This is a genomic window from Alteromonas sp. S005, assembly GCF_036864475.1.
Classification (GTDB): Bacteria; Pseudomonadota; Gammaproteobacteria; order Enterobacterales; family Alteromonadaceae; genus Alteromonas.
This window is the reverse complement of record NZ_JAZETN010000019.1, coordinates 43,527-66,889: the sequence shown is the minus strand read 5'-3', so window position 1 is coordinate 66,889 and position 23,363 is coordinate 43,527. Positions and strand designations below refer to the sequence as shown.

The 23,363-nt window shown below is 45.0% G+C and carries 11 protein-coding genes; all 11 read right to left on the bottom strand.

Annotated features, from left to right (window positions below):
- Positions 1-62: 62 nt before the first annotated feature.
- Entirely contained in the window at positions 63-4,394 is a 4,332-nt protein-coding gene (locus tag V7R55_RS17550; protein WP_334060539.1) for an alpha-1,6-glucosidase domain-containing protein, read from the bottom strand.
- Positions 4,395-4,477: 83 nt separating this feature from the next.
- Positions 4,478-7,528: a TonB-dependent receptor gene (locus tag V7R55_RS17545; RefSeq protein WP_334060538.1), complete on the bottom strand. Its 3,051-nt coding sequence runs from the start codon at positions 7,526-7,528 to the stop codon at positions 4,478-4,480.
- Positions 7,529-7,800: 272 nt separating this feature from the next.
- Complete coding sequence (locus V7R55_RS17540; protein ID WP_334060537.1) at positions 7,801-9,297, bottom strand: tryptophan halogenase family protein; 1,497 nt, start codon at positions 9,295-9,297, stop codon at positions 7,801-7,803.
- Positions 9,298-9,306: 9 nt separating this feature from the next.
- Complete coding sequence (locus V7R55_RS17535; protein ID WP_334060540.1) at positions 9,307-10,794, bottom strand: tryptophan halogenase family protein; 1,488 nt, start codon at positions 10,792-10,794, stop codon at positions 9,307-9,309.
- 168 nt (positions 10,795-10,962) lie between these two features.
- Positions 10,963-13,830, bottom strand: coding sequence for a TonB-dependent receptor (locus V7R55_RS17530; protein ID WP_334060536.1), 2,868 nt, complete (start codon positions 13,828-13,830; stop codon positions 10,963-10,965).
- Between the two features lie 326 nt (positions 13,831-14,156).
- A complete protein-coding gene (gene sucD, locus V7R55_RS17525; RefSeq protein ID WP_025255209.1) occupies positions 14,157-15,029 on the bottom strand; it encodes a succinate--CoA ligase subunit alpha in 873 nt (290 codons plus the stop codon).
- Positions 15,029-16,195: an ADP-forming succinate--CoA ligase subunit beta gene (sucC, locus tag V7R55_RS17520; RefSeq protein ID WP_025255208.1), complete on the bottom strand. Its 1,167-nt coding sequence runs from the start codon at positions 16,193-16,195 to the stop codon at positions 15,029-15,031. The genes sucD and sucC overlap by 1 nt, the downstream gene beginning before the upstream one ends.
- Positions 16,196-16,347: 152 nt before the next feature.
- Positions 16,348-17,859: a 2-oxoglutarate dehydrogenase complex dihydrolipoyllysine-residue succinyltransferase gene (odhB, locus tag V7R55_RS17515; protein ID WP_334060535.1), complete on the bottom strand. Its 1,512-nt coding sequence runs from the start codon at positions 17,857-17,859 to the stop codon at positions 16,348-16,350.
- Between the two features lie 9 nt (positions 17,860-17,868).
- Positions 17,869-20,688: a 2-oxoglutarate dehydrogenase E1 component gene (locus V7R55_RS17510; protein ID WP_334060534.1), complete on the bottom strand. Its 2,820-nt coding sequence runs from the start codon at positions 20,686-20,688 to the stop codon at positions 17,869-17,871.
- Between the two features lie 176 nt (positions 20,689-20,864).
- Positions 20,865-21,575, bottom strand: coding sequence for a succinate dehydrogenase iron-sulfur subunit (locus V7R55_RS17505; RefSeq protein ID WP_012518362.1), 711 nt, complete (start codon positions 21,573-21,575; stop codon positions 20,865-20,867).
- A 14-nt stretch (positions 21,576-21,589) separates the two neighbouring features.
- Positions 21,590-23,362 carry a succinate dehydrogenase flavoprotein subunit gene (sdhA, locus tag V7R55_RS17500; RefSeq protein ID WP_334060533.1) on the bottom strand — a complete coding sequence of 591 codons (1,773 nt, stop codon included), beginning with the start codon at positions 23,360-23,362 and terminating at the stop codon, positions 21,590-21,592.
- Position 23,363 lies beyond the last annotated feature (1 nt).

Sequence of the window (23,363 nt, the reverse complement as noted above, 5' to 3'; positions counted from 1 at the left end):
AACAAGGTCGCGGTTTTTAAATTGTTAACGCTTAGACGTTAACTAAACTTTCTGATGAGTATTTATTTCATCGTTACTGTCAACATGGGGGCATTACCATCGGGCCCGGCAACCTTAAACTCATACAGACCAGATTCAGCTATTTCAATCATCAAATTGTTATTGCTTGCTCCCAAAGTTTTAGGCTCGCCAGGCGTGACGATATTACTCGCAGCATCATTAGGATTACCAAGGTTTACCGTTGACCAATCTTCAGAGGCAACTTTGAATTCAATGCTACCTGCGCTCAGTTCAATGTCGGCGGTATAAACACCTTCCCCTTGATATTCAAACATATCGACTGCTCCCCAGCCATTCATGCCACCGCGGATATAAACTTGGGTGTCTCCCCAGAACGCTTCTTTAAATACACCAATGGTTGGCGCATCTAAATCAGTTACGTTAAATACGAACACATAGCGGTCAGCTGTTTCAATGTTTAGAACAAGGTTATCGTTAGTCGCACCTAGCCCAAGAGTTTGACCTGGCGCTAAGTTACGATCGGCATCGTCGGCAGACAAAGCACCAAAGTTGACTGTACTCCAGTCTTCAGACGCAACTTTGAACTCGTACATTCCAGGCTTAATATCTCGAGCAAAGGTATAGATACGCCCACCCTGGTAAGAGAACTCCTCGTCTGTCCCCCATCCATTCATTGCACCACGAAGATACACAGGCGTTCCAACGTAGGGCTCTTCGTTTTCTACCATCAGAATAGGCGCTTCGCTGTCTGATGCATCAATGGTAAACAGGTATGTCGCGCTAATATCAGGTGTAAACGATAGATTGGTATTCGTACGTGCGAGTACTTTTTCTTCACCTGTTATCACTGATCCATCTTCACCATCTGCAGCACCAAAATTCACGGTACTCCAATCTTCAGAGGCAAACTTAAACCCATAAGTTACGCCACCTTCAAGTAAAGCGGTAGCTGTATATATACCGTCGCCTTGGTAAGAAAATGCATTATCCGTTGACCAACCGTTCATGTCGCCACGAAGGTAAGCAAGGGTATCGCCGTAAGGCACAACGTCAGGTGCGCCAGATGTTGCGAACGCAGACAGACCATAACCTTGAGCGCCAGACTGTGGCTTAACGAACACGGCAATAGTAAGTGCAGGTACAGTAAAGGTACCGTTACCGTCTTCACCCTCAACAAAAGTAGCACCACGTACCGCGGCATCAACCGAATTCATTTGTGTAGCGTGAAGTAAAAAGCCGGTTGCTGTATTTACAGTGATAGATTTCTCTTCGTAACCCGTGTTAACCAGTACCATCACCGCATCGTTCATCATATCTAAGTCTTGACGAGGTACTTCGCTGTTAGCTGATACACCGTCGTCAATACTCATCGCGATAAGACCACGCTGTTGGCGGGCGCCAATATTGTGAAACCCGATACGATCGATAATATCTTCTGCCGTGGTTAATCTGAATAAGGGGCTGGTCATTCTAATATTAAGCAGCTCCGCAAATACGTCTGATGCAAACATAATGTCCGCCATAGAAGCTGCACGGTTAGGGTTGTAAATGAACTCCCCCATTTCTTCCCAACGGGCTTCATTGTCTTGTGCTAATGGTAAGCCTACATTCCAGTTATTAGTCTCATATGTGAAGTCTACATAGTTAAACCAGTCACCAGAGTCGTAAGTATTTCTGTCCATTGATTTAGAACGAAGCATGTCGCCGCCCATTTGTAAAAACGGAATACCTTGCGACACTAGGTTGATACCCATAGCCACATTTTGTGCGCGTACTCTCTGCTCCAGCGTGATGTCCTGTGGAAGTGTGTAGTTTAATTGGTCCCACAAAGTTTCATTATCGTGTTTAGACACATAGTTAATAATATCTGCTGGATCTTCGGCATAGCCGCCCAAGTTACTCGTCGCACCAGCACTGCCTGAAGAGCTCTCCAATACATAGTCTTTAAGCGTACCAATCATGCCCATCTTCACACGGTCTTGTGCACTTAACAGCCCATCATCTTCGGGTCTGAATATCGCGCCCTGACGAATAGCTTCACGAATGCGGTCGTTATAAGTGCCAATTTCAGTACCAGCCATATTAAGCTGACTGGCTTGTTCGTAACCGCGGTCTATTTTGGTCCAACCCTCGCCATAAAAGTAATTATCTTCGTCAATAGCTTGAACAGCATCACGAAGGCGTACCATGGTATCTTTAGTTGCCTGGCTCATGATATCAAAACGGAAAGAATCGTACTTGTAGTGTTCAGTCCACATAAGCAATGAGTCTTCCATGAACTTTTCCATCATGACATTACGTGGCTCTGTATCATCACAGCAAGTTTCGCGAACAATCGCCCCGCTATCTACTTCATAGCGGTGGTAATACCCAGGTACAGCTTTATCTAGAACAGACTTACTGAAAACACCAGATGCATTGGTATGGTTATAAACCACATCAAGTGCAACACGAAGGCCCATTTCATGAAGCGCTTGAATCATAGCGCGCATTTCTACAATGCGTTCTACACCCTCTGCACTCGACGCATAGCTGCCTTCCGGCGCGTTAAAGTGATGAGGATCATAGCCCCAGTTGAATGTATCTAGATTGCGTAAATCATTAGTCAACTGCTGAGCTTTACCCGCTTGAGATAAAGGGTCGTAACCGTTGTAAACGTCAATTAGCAATGCATCAGCACTTTCTTCTTCACATACCGCAGCACTGCTATTTAAACGACAAAGCTTGCCCACTGTATCGTACAAATCAACAATGTTGCTTGGGTCCTCATCAATAGTTGCAATGTCATTTGCCGGAAGGATATGGAAATAGGTTAACCCTGCTTCTACTAATTTTTTAAGATGTTCAACCGGTGCCGTGCCCTCCTCGGTAAAGGCAAGGTATTTGCCACGATTTTCTTCAGAAGTAGACATATCGCGCACACTGAAGTCTCGTATGTGACCCTCGTAAATAACCGCGTCTTCATAATTTTCAACCGTAGGAATGGCGTGAGTATCCCACCCCTCAGGTTTTAAATCTTCATCAGCAAGGTTTACGAAGCGTGAGAAACGCCCGTTAGTGCTAAGCGACACAGAATATGGGTCTGTCACAAGCAGCGTTTCTACGTTGCCTGTTACAGGGTGATATACCGTAATCTCATAGCGATAAAGCTGACGGTCTAGCGACATATCGCCTTCAAAACGCCATACGCCTGACGCGTCATCACGTACCATATCAATACGCTGGCTTAACGTCTTATTATCGTTGTAAAGTAAAAGGTCGACATTCGAAGCGGTAGGCGCCCACAATGCAGCGGTAATACCCTGGTCTGAGTAAATGCCGCCAAGTTGAGCTTCATCGGCATCTTCTTCACCCATGGTGTAAAGCGCATCAATTGCGTTTGCCAATTGAATACCGGTCGCTGCTACAAGGGCACCGTCTGCATCATATCCACCAACGACCGCTTGTGTGGTCAATACACTTTTAGCATCTTCTACCGACCAGTCGCCTTCCCATGCCTGCATAGAAGATAAATGGGGTGCGCGAGCAGATTGCTCTTCGGTAAGTGTTGTACCTATTAGTGCTACTTCAGTACCATTGATACCCTCTTCCAAGGTGCTCTCTAAATCAGCCTGTGCTGAATAATGAAGCTTCACCTCTGATACAGTCTCGGGAACATCCCATAAAATGGTGTTTGCATCTAACCAATGGGCGCCAAAACCTTCTATATCAACGGGCTGGGGACCAAGAGACATGATCGGGAATTCAAAAATCGTTGGCTCGCCTGAAAGAGTAAAATTCATTCGCACAAAAGTTTCATCGTCCTGCACTAATGAACCTTGGAAGTCTCCGCCCCCCATTTCTTTACCGGCATCATCAGTACCTTTGTGGATGATGAAGTTATGACAGCTGCCGTAACCTTCTTTAAGGTCTAATATCCAATAGGCGCCATAGTTGGGATCGATACCGCTGTGAATACGACCGTTCGCCCAATCCGTGTCTGCGTCAGCATAGGCATCACATTCGTCATTGTTCCAAGTATGTAGTCTCCACCCTTCATAGGCAGCGTCATTACTAGAGTTATCTGCGTCTACCGCAGCGCGATTGTAATATAACACCGCTTGATTAGATGATGGGGTAAATACAGGCGCAGGGAGGCTCGGATCGGCACCGGCTTCGCACGCGTCGTTTGCTTCGTTAGGCACTAACGGCGCGTCACACTGAATAGGAGGCGGCGGCTCGCATGCTGTTCCTGCTGCATTAGGTACATTGGGCACGTCACAGGTGAGCAAATCGTTTGTGCCTGACTCTACGTCAGATCCACCGCAACCTGTAAGTGTAAAAGCGCCTACTAAAAGCAACGCTGCCCGCATTACTCTCTTTTTAGTAAACATAAAATTCTCCTGAATATTTTCACTGTTTTTGACAACCGAACGTTTTTGTGCGTCGCCAAATAAATTACCTAAGATGTTGTTTTTCATAGTTGGTATGTCATCCCTAGGTAATATTGGGTGCCAAAGTACTGAATAGTGCCGGTTTGCTCTTCTGATGCGAAATAGCTTTTGGTTGGCTCATCGGTTAGATTGTTCACTTGAAACAGTACGCTCCAATTGTCGTTAATTTCATAAGACGCTTGGTAATCAATAACCAGTTCGTCATCAAAGTTAACAACCTGATCGTTTACCGCTACTTGCTGAGAAACGAAGGCATCGCGATAGCGACTAGACAGGCGGGTTTCAAACCCTTCGTATTCCCAGAAAACGGTTAATGTTGCAACGTTTTCAGAAAGCCCTGGTAAGTTAGCGGCATACACGTTATCACCCAACGTGCGCTGAATTTCACTTTCGGTGTAAGAGTAACTTGCGCTAACCCCTAAGCCTGACCACATGCCAGGCAGCATGCTATAAATTTGCGTATAGGCAACTTCTAAACCACGAATATAGCCACCTTCGGCATTATTTACGGCTGTGCTGTAGCTACCGTTTTCAGTGGGCACAGTAACAAAAATAGGATCGCCGTTTTCATCCATCGCTAGTTCAGCTTCTTGCCCTGCAAATTCTGGGGTTAAGTAGACTGGAACACTTACGTTATCTGGAATGACTATGCCGTTTGCTTCAAAGTCATAAGGCTCTATTTCAATGTCTTCTACAAATGACTCAATGTCTTTGTAGAAACCCGCTACAACCAAAGCCCCTTCTGTGTCTGAGAAGTAATATTCCCATGACACATCGTACTGTGTAGCGTAAAAAGGCTCTAAGTACGGGCTGTTACGAGCATTACCACTGACCCTCGCTGTTGGGTTTGAAAGCGTAATTTCACCTGAGTCTCGGTCTTGGAACGCAGTAACTGTTTCAATAGTAGTAGACGCATTCGCCGCAAAACGGTTTATTGGCGCTCTCCCCATTACTTTTGCTGCAGCTACTCGAAGCTGAGTATCATCAGTAAGTTTAAAGTTCAGGTTAATAGACGGCAGTACATCTGAATACTCGTGGCTAATTAACGCTGGACGATAAAAGTTATTGATGAGCCCTACATCGTCTGTAATATTTTGCGCGCCAGCGGTTGGGTCGCTTACTTCAACCGAAGTGCCCGTTTCTAAGTCTTGAATTAGCTGGGTAGCACGCTGTAGTGTAGTTGAGCTTTGTTTACTTTTAACGTATCTAACACCGATATTACCTGTAACAGGTATACTGCCAATTTCGGTATTAATATTTGCCATTAAGTAAGCCGAGTTTACTGTTTCAAATACATCACCGCTTTCTTGTAGTGTCCACGCTGTAGCGGGGCCGGTTCCTGGGCCATTAATAACGCCAGCAGCCCCTGGCCCCCATGTTTGAACAGGCTGCGGTCTACCTTCTGGGAACCAGGCATTGAGCGCGCTGTTTAAATCGACGGATAAATAGCTAGGGAAATATCCAAAGTCACCGCTCCAATCAACTTGTTCAACCATGTCTGATGTTAAGCGAAGTGGCGGTTCACTGACTGAAAAGGCACTGTCATTACCGTATTCAAAGACAGATCGATCGTTGTTGTATTCCCGATCTGAATAACGATACCCAAATTCAAAACCAGAAATGATTGGTACGTCCACGTAATACTGGAAGTCAACACGGTATGCATCTAGCTCATCTTTGTTTTCAAATGGATAGATACCGTACTTGCTCACCATGACCCGGTCTAAATCGGTAAAGGCATCAGTTTGGTTAAAACCAATATCAGGCAGGTTTAAGCCGTTCAGCAAATAAGATATTTGAACGTTTTCATCAAATACTGGGTTCGCAGCAGTCGCATCTTCGCCCACAAGCGACCATAACAAGCCGTTTCTAAAGTCACTTTCAGCACTTGAACGAGATACGTCAAACTGAACTGCTAAATCGGGAGATATCTCCCAGCTAGCATTAACACCTAAGTTAGTAACACTGTCGAAATCTTGATTGTCGTCATTTACCAATTCAACTCGAGTAAAGCTATTGTCCGTGCGAGAAAAAGTACCACCAACGACGCTGTTGTTAACAACAACCGGGTTTGTAATACCCGCATTAATACCGCCTAACTTAACGCGAAAGCCTCGAGCAAATGCTTCAGAATCAAATTTTGAAATGAAGGCATCAGCTTTTAAGGTAAACGTATCGATAGGCGCCCATTCAAACGCAGCAACATAGCCATCGCGGGTTTCTTCACCGCCTTTGTGCTGCATTTCAAAGCCTTCTGAAATAAGTTCACAACTTGGGCAATCTGCTGGACCGTCAGTATCCCCTTCTAGGCCATCAACATCTACCTGACCGTTATAGGCTAAACCGATGAACTGCGTAGAAACACTTGGCTGGAATAGACGTGCATAACCCAATGATACACCTAAGGTATCGTCTAGAAATTTACCTTGATAAGAAAAGCTCAGTCTATGACCGTATTCTGTAGCATCGCTTATTTCGGATGCTCTATCGTTATACATACCACGCATGTTAGCGCTAAATTTATGCTGCTCTTCAATGGCCAGTGGTGATGCTGTTTTTAGTTCTACCGTACCGGCAATACCGCCTTCAATAAGCGATGCTTTAGGTGATTTATAAACCGCTGCCTCGCTAATAAGCTCAGACGGATACTGGTCAAACTCAATAGCGCGACTTCCACTGGTGGATACCTGCTCTCTACCGTTTAATGTAGAAAACACAAAGTCGCCTGATAAACCACGAATATTTATCTGAGCAGCTTGCCCTCCGGTTCTTACCGCAGAGATACCCGGCAAGCGGGTCAAAGCATCTGCCATAGAAACATCGGGAAGCCCGCCAAGATCATCGGCAGATATTTGTTCAGAAACCGTGTCAGAGAAACGTTTTTGATTAAGTGATTGAATTAAGCTGGTACTGAAACCACGTACTTCGATACGCTCTAGGGTATCTTCTTGCGGTCGTTCAACTTCATCTACGGGAGTGTCTGGTGACTCTTGAGCATAGAGCGGCAACGCACTAAACGCGACCCCACTACTGATCAAGGCCGCCATAATAGTGCTGGGTTTGAATGTTTTCATTGGTGTCCCATCCTTGTTTATTATCGACATTTTTAGGAATACCACACCCAAAAGTGCCTCTTATGGAATACCAAATACTACTGGTTTGTATAAAAAGGGAGCAATGCTATGCATACGTATTCATTTACAAATATTAAACACTTATGAAACAAATGGTGAAAGCTATTGTTTTTTATCGCATTTGAGTGGAGAGAACCGAGAGATTAGTGTGGTTACTAATGAGGAATTATAACAACCTTAAAAGTTATTCCTGACTTTCAAGGTTGTCACTTTTAGTTTTGTTGCGTTTTTAGCACGACATCATGTTGTTTAAAGTTCAAAGCACAACCCTGTACAAAACGTTCGATGTTTTGCTCTTTGTATAAGTCGCCTCGACCGGGTTGATTCTGTGCCAGCGGTGGAAAAGCACCATAACCCGCGAATAAACAATGCCATGATACCGAATCCCAGTGCATTCCTATATTTTGACGCTTAATCTCATTGGCGAGATCTTCACGTTGAAACCATGTATTAATAATTGATTTAAGTGAATCTGACAGCACCATGTTATTTCTGTTTGCACGCCAATAATCACTATCGTCACGGGTATTAAGTTTATAGTGCGCGACAATGTAGTCTCTCACTCTGTCGAAACGCGCTTTGGCAAACGCATTATAAGCGGCTCTCTCGGTGTTAGAGAAACCACCTTTTTCGAACATATCTGTGAAATACTCAATGCAAATCTGCACAAGGTGAAGCGCCGTTGCTTCAAGCGGCTCTATAAACCCTTGAGATAGCCCTAATGCCAAACAGTTGTTCTGCCAGTGCTGCTCAACTTGCCCTACTTTCATTTTAAGGTGTCTGGCTTCAATATCGCTGTTTTCAAGACCTAGGTGACGTCGCAATTCTTCTTCCGCCTTATCCTTGGATAAATGAGCAGCACTGTAAACGTAGCCATTACCTGTGCGGCTTTGCAACGGTATTGTCCAACACCAACCGTTTGAAAGTGCTGTAGACTGAGTCTCTACTTGAATATTCTCTTGTGTATGTGTGGGTAAAACCACTGCAGAATCGTTGAATAAGTTTTCAGAATAAGACTTAAATTTTACACCTAAAGCCTGCTGCAATAAGGTTGAAGAAAAGCCTGTACAGTCAACGAAAAAATCTCCTTCAACACTGCCTTTATCCGTCACGAGATGGCTAATATCGCCGCTAGGATGTAGCGCCACATCACTAATAATGCCACTAACGTGATTAACGCCTTTTCCAACCGCCACATCGTGCAGATAGTTGCCTAGCAAAGCGCTATCGAAGTGATAACCATATTCCATTCTAAATGGAAAATTTTCCGGAGTAAGCGGCGCTTTGTTTTGCTTTGCCAACACGCCATTTATCAAAAAGTCTTCTGGGCTAACGTGCGTATCAAGCCCTAATCTACGGGTCCGACAATTGACCTCAAAAGCACGTTGAGTAAAGGTATCAGTTTGAGAAATAAATGGATGCCGATATTGTTTTACTCCGGATCCCGGACTCCAATCATTAAACTGAATGCTTGTCTTATACGTTGCATTGCACTTAGGCATCCAGTCACTTTCGGCTATGCTGAGTTCCTCAAAGAAACGTTTAAGTGTGGGTGTAGAGCCCTCCCCCACACCTATGATGCCAATCTCAGGAGACTCAACAAGAGTTACCTTAACCTTCTCCGATGACCATTTGTGCGCAAAGTAATTTGCTGCCATCCACCCGGCGGTACCGCCCCCGGCTATAACGATATGGGTTGGTTTATTCATAGTTCGATTCTAACCACAGAACTGCTTTAAGAAGTCATCGTGAGTTGCAATTTTTCCAATAGGTTCATTCTTAATGCGTTTAATGTTTTTCATCAACTCTTGTAGCTTTTGTTCAGACAATGCATTGGCAAGTGGATGGTAGTCTTTCTGCATCACCCCTTGTCCCATCAGTACTTGCAGCCATGAGCTTTCAAGGAATAAATCATTTTGCTCTCTGAACAAATTTCCTGACTCTCTAAATAGCTCTATTTTATGGGTTAAACTATCTGGTACATCCATTTCTCGTAAGTCTTTCCAAAAATGCGAGTCAGTTCTTTCATTGACGTGATAATGCAAAATAATGAAATCACGTATTTGTTCATATTCTAGCTGAGACTGCTTGTTGTACTCATCTATCTGATATTGCTTAAACCCTTCGTGTGGGAATAAGTGAATTAACCTGACTACTGCAGACTGAATGAGATGAATACTGGTTGACTCAAGGGGCTCCAAAAATCCACTAGAAAGCCCTACAGCCACCACATTTTTATTCCATTGCTTACGTCTTCGCCCTGTTTTAAAGCGAATAAAATTAGGATCGGCAAGTGGTTTGGTATCTAAGTTACTTGATAGTATGTCTAGTGCTTGCTCGTCAGAATAATAATTACTGCTGTATACTAAGCCATTACCATTGCGGTGCTGAAGCGGAATACGCCATTGCCAACCCGCAGAGTGCGCAATCGAACGAGTATAAGGACGGGTATGTTCGTGGCGCTCTGAAGGCATAGCCACTGCTCGGTCGCAAGGTAACCAATGCGACCAATCCTCGTAGCCGGTATTCAGTGTTTGTTGCGTAAGTAGCCCTTTAAACCCTGAACAGTCAATAAACAAGTCGCCTTCGATATGAGCACCGTCTTTAAGCGTCACCCCGGTAATAAAACCGCTGTCTGCATCCTGTTTAACATCAGTAATAATGCCTTCTTTGCGAGTAACGCCCATCGCCTCACATTTCTTACGAAGGAATCGAGCATACAGCGACGCATCAAAATGATAGGCATACGGCATTTCTATAATTGGGTCGGGAGATTTAATATGGGCAAATTTACCCGCTTTACAGGCAAGGTAGTTTAGATCGTATTCCCATATCGAGTCAGATAGCCCTAACTCTTGAGCGCGTTTGAAATAATGATGAAAATGACAAAAAGCGTAGCTTTTACCCGGGGCGCCAAAAGTGTGGAAATAGCTTTCCCCTTCTACCCGCCAGTTTTCAAACTTAATCGCCAGTTTCATGGTGGCGTTTGTTTCGCGTAAGAACTCTTTCTCATCTATTCCTAAAACATTATTTAGTGTGATAATTGGTGGAATAGTTGCTTCGCCAACACCGACGGTACCGATTTCTTCAGACTCAACTAAGGTGACGTTTACGCCCGCACCGATAAGACGCTTAATTACCGCTGCTGAAATCCAACCTGCCGTGCCACCACCTACAATAACTACATTTTTTACCGCTTTTTTCATCATGTTTCTGCCGTCAGCATTTTTTTGTGGCCACATTACTATCATGTCTAAATATCATGACATCTAGTGCTATACAACAAAAAGCCCCAATACATTACGTGAATTGGGGCTTGTTTAATGTTACTTGTTTAAGCGCTCGCATATAACAAGCGCTGTTTCAACAACCACTTAGAATGTGTAGTTGAAGCCAAGTAGGAAGTTACGACCAAAGCTTTGGTGTTCAATAATCTGGCGGCTATCTCCAGGATTAACACGTACTGTTGGTTCATCTGTCAAGTTCTGACCCTGAAGCGTAACGCGAAGACCTTGCAGATATTCAATACCTGACTCGCTGAAATCATAACCAATCTGCGCGTCAACTTGTTTAACACCATTGTCCTGAATTTGAGCAAGTGACAAGCTCTGCGCACGGGTCTCGGTTGCAAACTCATCGCGCTTGGTTGCCGAAACACGTACTTCAAAACCGTTGCTTTCATAGAAAGCAGTTAATGAGTATGTTTCATCAGACAAACCTGGTACTTGATCGCCATTATCAAGCTCACCATCTAAGAAAGTCGCGCTTGCAAACAAGCCAAAACCTTCTAATGAATCATGAACCAATTCAAGAGGTAAGCTACCCTGAAGCTCCCATCCACGAACAAAACCTTCTAGACCATCTTCTCTAAAATCTACTGGCCCGATAAAAGTACCTGGTGCGACAATATCAGCATCGTTAGTAAGACCGTCACCATTAATATCAGTATTTCCAGATGTTTGGTGGAAACCTTCGATATATACGTTAGAGAAGTCATTGAACGAGCGACCCGCAACATGCCAGTTAGTTAGATCTTTGTAGAAGAAACTTGCTGCGAAATATCCGGTATCAGCAAAGTAATTCTCGTACGCGATATCAAATTGATTAGCTTCTAGCGGTTTAAGACGCGCATTACCCGCACCTGCTGACCAAGGACCATTATTTGGATTTGTAGAAATAATCTGCTGGTCGTTAAATGTGAAACTAACTGTGTTATTAGGTCTCATGTCATCCATACGTGGGCGGCTGATTACCTTACCCATTGCAGTACGGATAAACTGATTTTCTGCAAACTCAAAGCTTAAATTGATTGTTGGCAAAATATCGTGATATGAAGTACCGTCAGAAACAGGCGCGATTTCTGTAAAGCCGGTTGGTCCAGTAACCGTATTAAACCCACTGCCTTGCTGGTCAACGTCAACAACCTGAACACCAACATTACCTAAAATGTAAACGCCGTTAATTTCTGTATCAATATCAAGCTTGGTGTAAATGGTTAATAGCTCTTCACTGATTGTGTATGAATCACCGAAACGGCCATTTTCAAATAGTTCAGCTTCTGTTTCGATATAGAAGCCGCTACGGTATAAACCCAGTGAATCGTAGGCAAGAACACCATCTATGCCAATGTGGCTTAGATCGGCTACACCAATTGGATCTGGTACTAACTCTGCATTAGGCCATGTTGGCGCTGTTAAGAACGCACCATTATTATCTTTCGTCTTTTCACGATCTTGGTAGTTCACACCTGCACTGAACTTCGAAAAAATGCCCCACTCAACAAAACCTTCGATATCAATACGAACTGCATCAAGCGTCTCATCAAAATCAGGTTCGTTAACAAAACCATCCTGTGCCGTTTCAGGTCCGAAACCTTCAACCCCTTGGAAACGCTCCACTGGCGCTAACGAGCCCCCCCAAGCCTGTGGGCCTGCAAGGAAGATTGCATTTGGATCAGTAAGGTCTACGCTATCTAGCGTTGGATGCGCGCTGTATACTGCGCCTGAAGAAGTCATCTGCCATGAACGTGGTGTAACGGGTCTACCGTCCACGCCTGCTCGACCAACACCCGAATAACTCTCAACATCAGTGATCGTCTTATCAACTTCACCCATTGAAAGATCAAGCGTAGCTGTCCAGTTATCGTTTAACGCATATTCTACGTTCAAGCCAAATGTAGTTAGCTCAGCTTTCTGTTGACGCGAATCATTACGAATTACCGAAAGGAAGCCGTCATAAAAACCCGATGTAACCAAACCATCTTCTACGCCAGTAATAGTGTACGCACTGGTACCCCATTCGGCACCGCCTTCCTCAACACCGCGACGGGCATCATTCTCTTCAAAATCAATGTAAAGCGCATCGAATTGAATTCTAAGGTCGTCTGTAGGAGCGTATTCAATAACACCAGCTATTGAGGTACGTTCAAGCATCGCTGAACGCGTGAAAGAATCGTGGCCACCAAGAATTACTGTGCCTTCTGGAACATCAACACCCTCAACCGCGTTCTCAGCATTTGCTGTTGCGTAACCCCAGCCTCTGAAGTACTCCTCCTGACGAGGCGATTCCATATCAGCTACGGCTAACGCTACACCTAACTTGTCATCAGCAAACTGGTCAACATAGTTAAACGACAAGCGATGCCCATCGTTATCGAAGTCAGGGTTACCAGCGTCATATTCGTTCGCTTCATAAGTACCGTTAAACGCAAAAGTTCGTTCAGCACTTAATGGCCTTACAGTCTGAATATCGACTGTACCACCAATACCTTGTGTCATTAGCCCAGCTTCAGGCGTTTTGTAAACAAGGATATTTGAAACAATTTCTGTTGGGTAAAGATCGAACTCTACCCCACGGTTATCGCCCATACCTAGAAGTTCACGACCGTTAAGCGTAGTACCTACGTAGTTCTCGTTAAAACCACGAACAGATATACCGCTAGTACGACCGTTGCGGCGTTCACCCGCTAAGCCAGGAAGACGTGCAATTGACTCTGCAATACTGGTGTCTGGAAGTTTACCGATATCTTCAGCAGATAACGCTTCAACAATTGACGTGTTGTCCATTTTAATGGCTTGTGCACGCTGTAGACTGCCGCGAATACCGCTTACTTGAATAACTTCTAGATTAGCTTCATCAACAGCATCAGTGTTTGCTTCTTGTGCTAGTGCAGGTGCACTACCAAATGCCATACCGCCTGAAATAAGCGCAGCTTTGATTAGGTTGGGTTTAAATTGTTTCATAAAACGGGTGTCCCATACGGTTATAGTTGTTGTCTTTTTGTTGTTCTTATGACAAATAAATGACAATACATCTCACGGGGACAATGCTATAGATGCCCTAGGTTTTGCACAATTGTCTGCATACGTATTCAATAAAATTTATGCAACACGCCGTTAACAAAGGATACGCAGACCTTTATGTAATTTAACAACACAATATGGGTTATACGGGGCTTTTACGGCAGATAGTTGTAATTTTGTTACATTCATTTCTGCAGAGTTGTTAATAAGCGCGCACAAAAAAGCCCGCTTAAAGCGGGCTTTCAATTCGACTGTTAAGCGTTAGCTTACCAACCAGTAGTCTCGCGAAGCGCCTTGCCGATTTCAGCAAGTGAGCGTACTGTCTTAACGCCTGCGTCTTCTAGTGCTTTAAATTTCTCATCAGCAGTACCTTTACCGCCTGCGATGATTGCACCAGCGTGACCCATACGCTTACCCGGAGGAGCAGTAACACCAGCAATGTAAGAAACAACTGGCTTAGTTACGTTCTCTTTAATGAACGCAGCCGCTTCTTCTTCTGCCGTACCGCCGATCTCACCGATCATTACGATAGCTTCAGTTTGTGGGTCGTCTTGGAACATCTGAAGGATGTCGATGAAGTTTGAACCAGGGATTGGGTCGCCACCGATACCAACACAAGTAGACTGGCCGAAACCTTCGTCAGTAGTTTGCTTAACCGCTTCGTACGTAAGCGTACCAGAGCGAGAAACAATACCTACTTTACCAGGCTTGTGGATGTGACCAGGCATGATACCAATTTTACACTCTCCAGGAGTGATAACACCTGGGCAGTTTGGACCAATCATGCGAACGCCTTTTGCTTCTACGTATTCTTTAACGTAAAGCATATCTAGCGTTGGAATACCTTCAGTAATACATACGATTAGCTCGATACCCGCATCTGCAGCTTCAACGATTGAATCTTTACAGAATGGCGCTGGTACGTAGATAACTGTCGCAGTTGCGCCAGTTGCTTCTACCGCTTCGCGAACAGTATTAAATACTGGAAGACCTAGGTGCTCAGTACCGCCTTTGCCTGGTGTTACACCACCAACCATTTGCGTACCGTAAGCAATTGCTTGTTCAGAGTGGAATGTACCCTGACCGCCAGTGAAACCCTGACAAATTACTTTAGTATCTTTATTAATTAATACAGACATTATTTGCCCTCCGCTGCAGCAACAACTTTCTGCGCTGCATCAGTTAGCGATTCAGCAGCAATGATATCAAGACCAGAGTTCGCTAGAACGTCACGGCCAAGCTCTGCATTGGTACCTTCAAGACGTACAACTACTGGTACTTCTACGCCAACTTCTTTAACCGCACCGATAATACCTTCTGCAATCATGTCACAGCGTACGATACCACCGAAGATGTTAACCAATACCGCTTTAACATTGTCATCAGAAAGGATGATTTTAAATGCTTCAGCTACACGCTCTTTAGTCGCGCCGCCACCAACATCTAGGAAGTTAGCTGGCTTGCCGCCGTGTAGGTTTACGATGTCCATGGTACCCATTGCTAGGCCTGCACCGTTAACCATACAACCTACGTTACCGTCTAGTGCAACATAGTTAAGTTCCCACTGAGCCGCGTGAGCTTCACGCGCGTCTTCTTGTGAAGGATCTTGCATGTCTTTAAGCTTAGGCTGACGATATAGTGCGTTACCGTCGATACCTACTTTTGCGTCAAGGCAGTGTAGGTTACCGTCAGTTTTGATAACTAGCGGGTTAATCTCGATAAGTGCAACGTCAAGCTCTTCAAACATCTTAGCTAGGCCAAGGAAGATTTGAGTGAATTGCTTAATTTGAACGCCAGAAAGACCAAGAGCAAACGCCATTTCACGTGCTTGGTAAGGCTGAGGACCTACAATTGGGTCGATTTCAGCTTTAAGGATTTTCTCTGGAGTCTCTTCTGCAACAGTTTCAATCTCAACGCCACCTTCAGTAGATGCCATAAATACAACGCGACGGGTTGTACGGTCAACTACTGCACCAAGGTAAAGCTCGTTAGCGATATCTGTGCAAGATTCAACTAGGATTTTGCTCACAGGCTGACCATTTTCGTCAGTCTGGAAAGTCACCAAATTTTTGCCAAGCCAGTTTTCAGCGAAAGCGCGAATGTCGTCTTTGTTTTTAACTAGCTTTACACCGCCAGCTTTACCGCGACCGCCCGCGTGTACCTGACACTTAACTACCCACTCTTCTCCGCCAATTCGGTCAGCGGCTTCTACAGCACCTTGAGCAGTGTCTGCTGCGTATCCTTCAGAAACAGGCAAACCGTATTCTTTGAATAGCTGCTTACCTTGGTATTCATGCAAATTCATGGTGTTTCTATCCGATTTTTAGTAAGACAAAAGCCGCATATGCGACTTGATTATTTAGACTGATATTATAGGGTAAATATCAGCGTTGCGTTAGGCGCTAAGCAAGATAACACAAGCAAAGCGCCCAACCACAATTAAGTGAGACGAAAGTCTTATACGTCTAGAAGTAGACGCGTTGGATCTTCTAGCATCTCTTTAACTGTTACCAAGAACCCAACTGATTCTTTACCATCGATGATACGGTGGTCATAAGAAAGTGCTAGGTACATCATTGGTAGAATTTCTACTTTGCCATTAACTGCCATTGGGCGGTCTTGGATTTTGTGCATGCCCAAGATTGCGCTTTGCGGCGGGTTAATGATTGGTGTAGACATTAGTGAACCAAACACACCACCGTTGGTGATTGTGAAGTTACCACCTTGTAGTTCATCCAATGACAGCTTTCCGTCACGACCTTTAAGTGCTAGTTCCTTAATTCCTTTCTCAACACCAGCCATACCTAGTGTGTCAGTATCTTTAAGTACTGGCGTTACAAGGCCACGAGGTGTAGATACGGCAATCGATACATCGAAATAGTTGTGATAAACAATGTCATCACCGTCGATTGACGCGTTAACTTCTGGGAAGCGCTTAAGTGCTTCAGTAACTGCTTTAACGTAGAACGACATAAAGCCTAAACGAATGCCGTGACGTTTTTCGAAGCTCTCTTGATACTGTTTACGAAGGTCCATGATAGGCTTCATGTTAACTTCGTTAAACGTAGTTAGCATTGCTGTAGAGTTCTTCGCTTCAAGTAGGCGATTCGCAATAGTCTTACGAAGACGTGTCATTGGAACACGTTTCTCAGTACGGTTACCCGTTGGTAAATCTGCCACTGGTGCTTCAGCTGCCGCAGGCGCTGCCTTAGCTGAACTATCACCACCTTTAAGATACTTTTCTACGTCTTCTTTAGTGATACGGCCATTTTTACCCGTGCCCTTCACTTTAGCCGCGTCTACGCCTTTTTCAGCAAGTAGACGACGTACAGACGGACTAAGCGCATCGCTGCTGTCTTCACTGTCATCGCTTTCGCTAGATGCTGCTGGAGCAGAAGCACCGCTTGCCGCACCTTCTACAAACTTCGCAATAACTTCTTCAGCTGTAACAGTCGCACCTTCTTCTGCGATGATTTCAGCAAGTGAACCGTCTGCAGGAGCCACAACTTCAAGTACTACTTTGTCAGTTTCGATATCAACCAAGTTTTGGTCACGAGAAACAGACTCGCCCACAGCCACATGCCACGTTGCGATTGTCGCGTCAGCTACAGACTCTGGAAGTACTGGTACTTTAACATCAGATGTTTTTCCAGAGGCCGCTGGAGCCGCATCTGATTTAGAATCGTCTTTCGCTTTACTTTCTGTTTTAGCTTCAGCTGGTGCAGCAGCACCACCCTTTTCTAGTTTAGCAATAACTTGCTCGCCTAAAACAGTTGCACCCTCTTCGTTTAGGATCTCACCAATTGTACCGTCCGCTGGCGCCACAACTTCTAAAACCACTTTATCAGTTTCAATATCAACCAGGTTCTGGTCTCGTTTAACTGCGTCACCGGCCTTTACGTGCCAGGTTGCAATGGTGGCATCGGCAACTGACTCAGGTAGAACCGGAACTTTTATCTCAATTGTCATTACTGTTCCTTATTTAATTGTGAGTGCGTTTTCAACCAGGGCTTTCTGTTGCTGGTTGTGAACGGATACATAACCTACTGCAGGTGACGAGGATGCATCACGACCTGCATATGTTAATTTTGCACCATCTGGAATTGCTTGCCAGAAGTGGTGTTGGCTACAGTACCAAGCGCCTTGGTTTTGAGGCTCTTCTTGACACCAAACCCAATCTTTTACATGGCTGTATTGTGCCACAACTTTAGCGCATTCTTCTTGTGGGAATGGATAAAGTTGCTCCAAACGAATGATTGCAACGTCTGTTTGCTCATTTTTACGGCGCTGGTCTAACAAATCGTAGTAAACCTTGCCAGAGCACATAACAACGCGCTTGACGTTCTTGGGATCGATATCGTCAATTTCACCGATGACGTTATGGAATTTACCTTCTGCTAATTCCTCTAACGATGATACCGCCATTGGATGACGCAACAATGACTTAGGCGACATAACAATAAGAGGTTTACGCATTGGGCGAACAACTTGACGACGAAGCATGTTGTATACCTGTGCTGGTGTCGATGGTACGCACACCTGCCAGTTATGGTCAGCACACATTTGAAGAAAACGCTCAAGACGTGCAGAACTATGCTCAGGGCCTTGACCTTCATAGCCGTGTGGAAGTAACACTGTTAAGCCGCATAGGCGACCCCACTTAGCTTCACCTGAACTTAAGAACTGATCAAAAACAACCTGCGCACCGTTAGCGAAGTCACCAAACTGGGCTTCCCAAATAGTCAGACATGTAGGCTCTGCTGTCGCATAACCATACTCAAATGCCATTACTGCTTCTTCCGAAAGCACAGAGTCGTAAATTTCAATCTCACCCTGACCTTCGCGAATATGTTGTAGAGGCATGTACGTAGATGCGTCTTTTTGATTGTGTAATACCGCGTGGCGGTGGAAGAAAGTACCACGGCCAGAATCTTGACCTGTAATACGAATATCTTCGCCTGCATCAACAAGAGTAGCGTAAGCTAAGTTTTCAGCCATACCCCAATCAAGCTTTTTCTCACCCGCTACCATAGCTTTACGGTCTTGGTAAAGCTTGTTAACACGAGACTGAAGCTTGTGATCTTCAGGAATAGTGGTGATTGATTCACCCAACTCTTTAAGCTTCTCAACTGAAAGCGCGCCGTCGTATGGTGTATCCCAGTCGTGACCTAGATACGGAGACCAGTCTACACTGTGCTCTGTCATCGGACGCCATTCTTCAACAACGCATGCACCGTGATCTAGCGCTTCGCGATATTCTTCAAGGTAGCGATCAGCATCACGTTGCTCAATAACGCCTTCAGCAATTAGCTGATCAGCATAAAGCGCTCGTGGAACTGGGTGCTTTTTAATTTTTTGGTACATCAACGGCTGCGTAGCATTTGGCTCGTCCGCTTCGTTGTGTCCATGACGACGGTAACAAACTAGGTCAATTACTACGTCTTTCTTAAACTTATTGCGATATTCAAGCGCAAGCTGTGTAACAAAGGCAACCGCTTCTGGATCGTCTGAGTTCACGTGGAAAATCGGTGCCTGTACCATCTTCGCGATATCAGTACAGTATTGCGTAGAGCGTGTATCTTCAGTCTTAGAGGTGGTGAAACCAACTTGGTTATTTACCACAATACGAACCGTACCGCCTACAGCAAAGCCGCGAGTTTGCGACATGTTGAAGGTTTCTTGTACTACACCCTGACCAGCAATTGCTGAGTCACCGTGAATAGTGATAGGCAGTACTGTATTCGTGTCATCATTGCGACGCGCAAGACGTGCACGTACAGAACCCATAACTACAGGATTTACAATCTCAAGGTGAGATGGGTTAAACGCTAGTGCTAAGTGAACATTGCCGCCTGGAGTCGCAAAGTCTGAAGAGAAACCTGCGTGATATTTAACATCACCCGCACCTAGCGAGTCATCGTGCTTACCTGAGAATTCATCAAACAGAACAGACGGGTTTTTACCAAGAACGTTAACCAACACGTTCAAACGACCGCGGTGGGCCATACCGATAACAACTTCTTTAGTACCTGCTGTACCGGCTTTAGTGATAAGACCTTTCAGCATAGGAATAAGCGCGTCACCACCTTCTAGCGAGAAACGCTTCGCACCTGGGAATTTAGAGCCCAAGTATTTTTCCATACCATCAGCTGCGGTTAGACCTTTAAGAATGCCTAATTTTTCATCGCGTGAGATTTCTGGTTTGGCTTGAACTGATTCAATCTTTTGCTGTAACCAACGCTTCTGTTCGGTATCGGTGATGTGCATGTACTCTGCACCGATAGAACCACAGTATGTGCGGTTAAGAGATTTAAACAGCTCACCTAGCGGCATAGACTCTTTACCAATGGCATAAGAACCTACATTGAATACTGAATCAAAATCCTGTTCAGAAAGGCTGTGGTGAGACAATTCTAAGTCGCGTACACGAGCCTGCTTCCAAAGACCAAGTGGGTCTAAATTAGCGTGCTGATGACCGCGGAAACGATATGCGTTGATTAACTGGAGAACTTTAACTTGCCTATCGTCTGAAACATTCGCCGAAGGCACAGACGGGCTAGACATGCGGGCTGTGGGCCCTAACGCAGCAAGTTGCCTAAACTGATTTTTGATAGTTGTATGATTGGTTTCTAACTCTACGCCATCGACTTTGGGGAGGTTATCGAAGATTTGTCGCCAATTTTCAGAGACGCTTTGAGGGTCTTCTAAATAGGTTTCATACAACTCTTCAACATAGGCAGCGTTGGCACCTGCCATGTGCGAGGAATCCCACCACGCTTTCATCACGCTTTCTTGCATTTAATTTGCCTTGCTACGTTTTATAAAATCTAGTTAACAATCAATGAGTATTATAAGGTTATTCTCGGCATAACCAAGTGTTATAACAGCTAATATATAAAAAAATAGCCATCCTTTTGGGATGGCTATTTAGAGCATCACTTTCTGTAACTAAAAGAAGTTATCAGAATATAGTACTAAACAGCCCGTTGTAAAAGCATAGACTTGATTTGGCCTATTGCTTTTGTTGGGTTTAAGCCTTTAGGACATACACTCACACAGTTCATGATACCGTGACAGCGGAATACGCTGAATGCATCATCAAGGTCGTTAAGACGTTCTTCAGTTGCAGTATCGCGACTATCAATAAGGAAGCGATATGCGTGAAGAAGACCCGCAGGACCAATGAACTTATCTGGATTCCACCAGAATGATGGGCATGATGTTGAACAACAAGCACAAAGAATACACTCGTATAGACCATCAAGCTTCGCACGCTCTTCAGGCGACTGTAAGTGCTCGCGCGCAGGCGGCTGCTTGCTGTCGTTGATTAAGAATGGCTTAATCTTCTCGTATTGAGTGTAGAACTGAGTCATGTCTACTACAAGGTCACGTACTACTGGTAGACCAGGAAGTGGACGTACAACAATTTTACCTTTGCCTAGGGCTGATAACGGAGTAATACATGCAAGGCCATTCTTGCCATTCATGTTTACACCGTCTGAACCACATACACCTTCACGACAAGAACGACGGAAAGAAAGCGTCGGATCCTGCTCTTTAAGTGCAAGTAGCGCGTCTAGCACCATCATGTCTTGACCTTCCTCTACTTCTAGAGTGTAGTCTTGCATGCGAGGCTTCGCATCTACTTCAGGGTTGTAACGATAAATCGAAAAAGTTAATTGCATGATCGTTGCCTCTCTTAATATGAACGCACTTTAGGCGGGAATGCTTCCCTAAGCTTAGGCGCCATATTCACTTCACGTTTAATCATTTTATCAGTATTCGGATCGTAGATGCTGTGGCATAACCAGTTGTCATCGTCACGGTCCGGGAAGTCGAAGCGGCTGTGTGCACCACGGCTTTCCGTTCTGAAGTTCGCTGCCACTGCAGTGCTGTACGCGGTTTCCATTAGGTTATCAAGCTCTAGGCACTCAATACGTTGAGTATTGAAGTCTGAGCTCTTATCGTCAAGGCGTGCATGCTTAAGACGCTCGCGAATTTCGCCAAGTTCCTTAAGACCTTCCGCCATGGCTTCACCTTCACGGAATACTGAGAAGTTAAGCTGCATGCATTCTTGCAAGTCTTTCTTAATTTGAACAGGGTCTTCGCCCTTTCCTTTCTCTGAATTTTCCCAACGGTTGAAACGTGTCATTGAGGCTTCTAGGTCAGACTCAGACGCATCGCGTGTTGGTGCCATTTCAGATAATGTCTTACCAAGGTGTAAACCAGTTGCACGACCGAATACAACAAGGTCAAGTAGTGAGTTACCGCCAAGACGGTTCGCACCGTGTACTGATACACAGGCAATTTCACCACAAGCAAATAAACCGTTTACCACTTTGTCGTTGCCATTTTCGTCAACTGTTAAGCACTGGCCGTCTACGTTTGTAGGAATACCACCCATCATGTAGTGACAGGTAGGAATTACCGGAATCGGCTCTTTCACTGGGTCGACGTGTGCGAATGTACGTGAAAGTTCGAGGATACCTGGTAGACGAGATTCAAGAACGTCCTTACCAAGGTGGTCAAGCTTAAGCTTAATGTGTGTACCCCACGGGCCTTCACAACCACGACCTTCACGGATTTCTGTCATCATTGAACGTGCAACAACATCACGACCAGCTAGGTCTTTCGCGTTAGGTGCATAACGTTCCATGAAGCGCTCGCCGTCTTTGTTTAGAAGGTAACCACCTTCACCACGACAACCTTCTGTTACCAATGTGCCTGCGCCAGCGATACCCGTTGGGTGGAACTGCCACATTTCCATATCTTGAACCGCAACGCCTGCACGTAGTGCCATACCAACACCGTCACCGGTATTGATGTGTGCGTTTGTAGTAGATGCGTAGATTCGGCCAGCACCGCCTGTTGCTAAAACAACAGCGCGAGACTTAAAGTAAACTACTTCACCGGTTTCAATGTCGATTGCCGTACAACCAACTACGTCACCGTCTTGGTTTTTAACTAAGTCTAGTGCATACCACTCAGAGAATACTTTAGTCTTATTCTTTACGTTTTGTTGGTAAAGAAGGTGAAGTAGCGCATGACCGGTACGGTCAGCTGCTGCTGCTGTACGTGCGCCCTGCTCGCCGCCAAAGTTCTTTGACTGACCACCAAAAGGACGTTGATAGATTTTGCCATTCTCAAAGCGAGAGAAAGGTAGGCCCATATTCTCCATCTCAATGATGGCTTCTGGGCCAGTTTTACACATGTACTCGATAGCGTCTTGGTCACCGATGTAATCTGACCCCTTTACGGTGTCATACATGTGCCATTCCCAGTTATCTTCGTGTGAATTACCTAATGCTACGGTAATACCACCCTGTGCAGACACAGTATGAGAACGGGTTGGAAATACTTTAGACAACAGTGCGCATGATTTACCAGATTCTGAAATCTGTAGCGCCGCGCGCATACCTGCACCGCCTGCACCAATTACAACTGCATCAAACTCGTGAACGGGTAAACTCATT